At 69.7% G+C, this 4576-nt stretch carries 3 protein-coding genes; all 3 read left to right on the forward strand.

Going from position 1 to position 4576, the window contains the following annotated elements:
• Positions 1-790 precede the first annotated feature (790 nt).
• The 3 genes from AB0F15_RS44900 to AB0F15_RS44910 all read left to right on the forward strand — a co-directional run bounded on the left by AB0F15_RS44900 (position 791) and on the right by AB0F15_RS44910 (position 4456).
• Positions 791-2164 carry a glycosyl hydrolase family 28 protein gene (locus tag AB0F15_RS44900; protein ID WP_360284047.1) on the forward strand — a complete coding sequence of 458 codons (1374 nt, stop codon included), beginning with the start codon at positions 791-793 and terminating at the stop codon, positions 2162-2164.
• A gap of 81 nt (positions 2165-2245) precedes the next feature.
• The gene (locus AB0F15_RS44905) at positions 2246-4135 is read left to right on the forward strand and encodes an acyl-CoA dehydrogenase (RefSeq protein WP_360284049.1); all 1890 of its coding nucleotides are present in this window, start codon (positions 2246-2248) and stop codon (positions 4133-4135) included.
• Between the two features lie 21 nt (positions 4136-4156).
• On the forward strand, positions 4157-4456 hold the full coding sequence (locus AB0F15_RS44910; protein WP_360284051.1) for a hypothetical protein: 300 nt from the start codon (positions 4157-4159) through the stop codon (positions 4454-4456).
• Positions 4457-4576 lie beyond the last annotated feature (120 nt).

Below are 4576 nucleotides of genomic sequence, written 5' to 3' on the forward strand. Positions count from 1 at the left end.
GTGAAGGCCACCTGGAGGACTTCGAGTTCCTCAAGGTGGCCTTCACGAACTTCAGGCCGGCCGCGCGGTGCTGCCCCCTCGGCGGCACCCCGCGGCCGTCAGCCGGTCACCGCCCCTCCCGAGCGGTACCCGGCAGCTCTCAGTCCGCGACCAGAACCGGTTTCCGGAAGCCGGCCGCAGCTCCAGCTGCCCTTCGCACCAACCACGCTCCGGGCGCGATCCCGGTTGCCCCGTGCTCCGGATGAATCAGGTACACCGGCGCCGTTTTCTCGAAAGCCGCACGTCCCGCGGTCCGCGACGAGCTGTGCGGGTTGTGGCTTGCATCGCCGCGGACGAGTTCGGGGCTGCCGGGATCGGGCGTCCGGCTCAGCAGCCGCAGCCCGGACTGCTCGATGGAGGCGGGCCGGCCGTCGGGGTGGACCACCGCGGGCCCGGTCTCGCTGTGCAGCCGGCGACGGATTCCTTGACGGGCTGCCGCGCGGCTCGGCGAGCAGGGCGTAGAGCCGGCTGATCGCGTCTTCGGCCGCGGGCCGATCAGTGCAGGACGTGCAGAAGGCGTGGTTCAGCCACGCAGGCAAATCGGGGAAGCGGCGGCCGGGCCGCCGCGGGGCGCTCAACGCGCGAGGGCGCGCACGCCCTTTCGAATCGACATGCGGCGATCATGACAGGCTCTTCGCCGGTCGCGCAAGCCTGGACCTGGAGCCGAATCCGGGCCTAGAGTTTCTTCGTGCCCGCGGTCCGTGCCGTGGTTCCGCCGTCGCACCAGGTCTTTCCCGTGAAGGAAGTACCCATGGACGGCAGGTTCACCCGGCGGCAGCTGATCAAGGGCGGGCTCGCGGTGGCGGCGGTGCCGCTGCTCCCGGCCATCGCCTCGGCGGCGCCTCGCATCGACGTACCGGAGCTCCCGTGGCCGGTGGCGAACGACATCGTCGCGAACACGACGATTCCCGTGTTCCCCGACCGGAGTTTCCCGATCACCGGCTACGGCGCGAAGAACGACGGCAAGACCGACAACACCGCGGCGATCGGGAAAGCGATCGAAGCCTGCACCGCGGCCGGTGGCGGGCACGTCGTCGTGCCGTCCGGTGGCAGCTTCGTCACCGGCGCCATCCACCTCAAGAGCAACGTCGACCTGCACCTCGAAAAGGGCGCGGTCCTCAAGTTCAGCGGCGACGCCTCGAAGTTCCCGAACGTCCTGACGCGCTACGAAGGCATCGAGTGCGTCAACCACTCGCCGATGATCTACGCGTACGGGCAGAAGAACATCGGCCTCACCGGCAGCGGCACCCTCGATGCGGCGGCCACCTCGTCGTGGAACAAGGGCAGCGACCGGGCGTACCTGGAATCGCTGGTGGCCAACGGAACCGCGCGGGAGAAGCGGGTGGTGCCGGGCTCGGGGCACACCATGCGGTCGGCGTTCGTCGAGCCGTACGCCTGCGAGAACGTGCTGATCCAGGGCGTCACCCTGAAGAACCCGATGTTCTGGCAGCTGCACCCGACGCTGTGCCGCAACGTCACGGTCGACGGCGTCAGCACCGACCCCGGCACGGCGCACAGCAACACCGACGGCTGCGACCCGGAGTCGTGCGACCACGTCGTCATCGCCAACTGCACCCTCGGCGCGCACGACGACAACATCGCCATCAAGTCCGGCCGCGACGCCGACGGGCGCCGGGTGAACGTCCCGTGCCAGAACCTCGTCGTGGTGAACTGCGTGATGAACGGCAACTGGGGCGCGATCACCTGCGGCAGCGAGCAGACCGGCGGGATCCGCAACGTCTACGCCTACCGGCTCACCGTGCAGGGTGACACGAAGTTCGCCCTGTACGTGAAGTCCAACACGCTGCGTGGCGGCTTCACCGAGAACATCAACCTCGACAGCGTTTCCGGCACCTTCGCGCGGAACTTCGTGTACGTGACGTCCACCTACAACAGCCAGACCGGCGGCTACGTCCCTTCGTTCGGGCCGTTCACGATCAGCACGTGTTCGAGCACGAAGATCGCGGGCAAGACGTTCGACGTCAGCGGGCTTTCGAACGCCCACGTGCACGGGTTCTCCGTGGCGAACTCCACGTTCAAGGGCGTGGCCGACACGTCGAACGCGCTGAAGTACGTGGACAACGCCCGCTTCACGAATGTGACGGTCAACGGCAAGCCGATCTGAACCTGCGGGATCGGCGGGGCTGCGGCAGGCTTACTACCAACGAGTAGGAAGCCTGCCGTTCGTCCTTTTCCGGAGGTAGCCGTGGACGTCCCCGAAGTACCCTCGAAGGTGGATCCGGACGCACTCACCGCCGTCCTCGACGGCCGCTGGGCCGAACTGCGCCGCGGGGTGCGGGCGCAGATGGCCGGCACGGAGTTCCGGGACCCGGTGGACCTCGGCATCGAGGCGCACCGCGCCCAGGTGCTCGACCAGCTGCGCGCACTCGCCGAGACCGACCGGCCCGGCCTGGGCTTCGATCCGGCGTACGGCGGCGGAGGCGACGTCGGCGGCTCGGTGACGTCGTTCGAGATGCTCGGCTACGGCGACCTGTCGCTGATGGTGAAGGCCGGCGTCCAGTGGGGCCTGTTCGGCGGCGCCGTCCAGCTGCTCGGCACCGAGCGGCACCACCAGCGGTACCTGCGCGCGATCATGGACCTCGACGTGCTGGGCTGCTTCGCGATGACCGAGCACGGCCACGGTTCCGACGTCCAGCACCTGCGCACCACGGCGACCTTCGTGGACGGCGGGTTCGTCGTCAACACGCCGGATGCGATGGCCCGCAAGGAATACATCGGCAACGCGGCCCGCGACGGCCGGCTGGCGGTGGTCTTCGCGCAGCTGGTGACCGGCGGCGAATCGCGCGGCGTGCACGCGTTCCTCGTGCCGATCCGGGACGACGAAGGCAAGCCGATGCCCGGAGTGTCCATCGACGACTGCGGGCCGAAGGCGGGCCTCAACGGGGTCGACAACGGACGGTTGGCGTTCGACGACGTCCGGGTGCCGCGCGAAGCTCTGCTGAACCGCTTCGGCGACGTCGGCGGAGACGGGACGTACTCGAGCCCGATCGAGAGCGACAGCCGCCGGTTCTTCACGATGCTGGGCACGCTGATCCGCGGCCGGGTGAGCGTCGCGGGCAGCGCGGGCAGCGCCACGAAACGCGCGCTGGCGCTGGCGATCCGCTACGGCGAGGTCCGCCGCCAGTTCGCGAAGCCGGACGGCGACGAGGTCGTCGTCCTCGACTACCTCGCCCACCAGCGGAAACTCCTGCCGGCCCTGGCGAGGACGTACGCGCTGCACTTCGCACAGGAAGAGCTGGTCTCGAAGCTGCACGACATCGACTCGTCGGCGTCCGACGAGGAACAGCGCGAACTGGAGGCACGCGCCGCCGGGTTGAAGGCGCTCGCGACGTGGCACGCGACGGCGGCGATCCAGACCGCGCGCGAGGCGTGCGGCGGGGCGGGCTACCTGGCGGAGAACCTGCTGCCCGGGCTGAAGGCCGACACCGACGTCTTCACGACGTTCGAAGGGGACAACACGGTCCTGCTCCAGCTGGTCGCCAAGGGGCTGCTGACCAGCTACAAGCAGGACTTCGAGGACCTTTCGCCGCTGGCGACGGCCCGGTTCTTCACCGACCAGGTGGTCAACACGCTGCTGGAGCGAACCTCGGTGCGCAAGGCGGTCGAGTCGCTCACCGTGGGCTCCGACTCGGAGGTCTTCTTCCGCCGCGAGTGGCAGCTGCGGCTGTTCGAGGACCGCGAGGAGCACGTCGTCGAAGGCGTGGCTAAGCGCCTGCGCAAGGCGGCAGCCGACCCCTTCGGCGTCTTCAACTCGGCGCAGGACCACGTGTTGCGCGCCGGGCGCGTCCACGTCGAGCGGCTGGTGCTGGAGGCGTTCACGGCGGCCGTCGAGCGTTGTCCGGATCCCGACGCCCGGGCGCTGCTGGAACGCGTCTGCGACCTGTATGCGCTGTCGGCGATCGAAGAGGACCTGGCGTGGTTCCTGGGCCACGGCCGTCTGACGGCGTCGCGCGCGAAGGCCGTCACGGCGGCGGTGAACCGGCTGTGCTCGGAGCTGCGCCCGCACGCGCGCACGCTGGTGGACGCGTTCGCGATCCCGGAGCAGTTCCTCGCGGCGCCGATGCTTACGTCCTGATCGGCCGGTTTGGGTGATCCCTTGATCGGGGCACGGGAAGGCGGCGCACGCACGTCGTCCAGCGTTGCGCGTCCGCTTCCCCTGCTGTTCTTCGAGGCCGACGCGTACACGGGCGGCCCGGGCAAGGCGCTGTTCGGCGTCCCGCGCACGCACGTGGCGATCACCGAGCCCCAGCGGGGCTTCCTGGTGAAGTTCGAGCTCTACATCCACGGCTGGGAGCAGGCGATGACGTTGTCGATGCCGCCGTTCCCGCCGTCGCTGCGCAAGAAGGGCCGGCAGCTGGTCGCGCTGCTGCCGCGCCTGCAGCCCACCGCGGGGTGATCTCCGGGCGTGGAGCCCGGGCGGGTGGCCGGTATCGGGGACCGGCCACCCGCCCGGGAGCCTTGGTGGTCACCGTCGGAAGTCCTCCGGGGGTCTCGACGGCCCAGCTTCCCGCTGGAC

The sequence above is a fragment of the Amycolatopsis sp. NPDC026612 genome (assembly GCF_040638285.1).
Lineage (GTDB): Bacteria > Actinomycetota > Actinomycetes > Mycobacteriales > Pseudonocardiaceae > Amycolatopsis.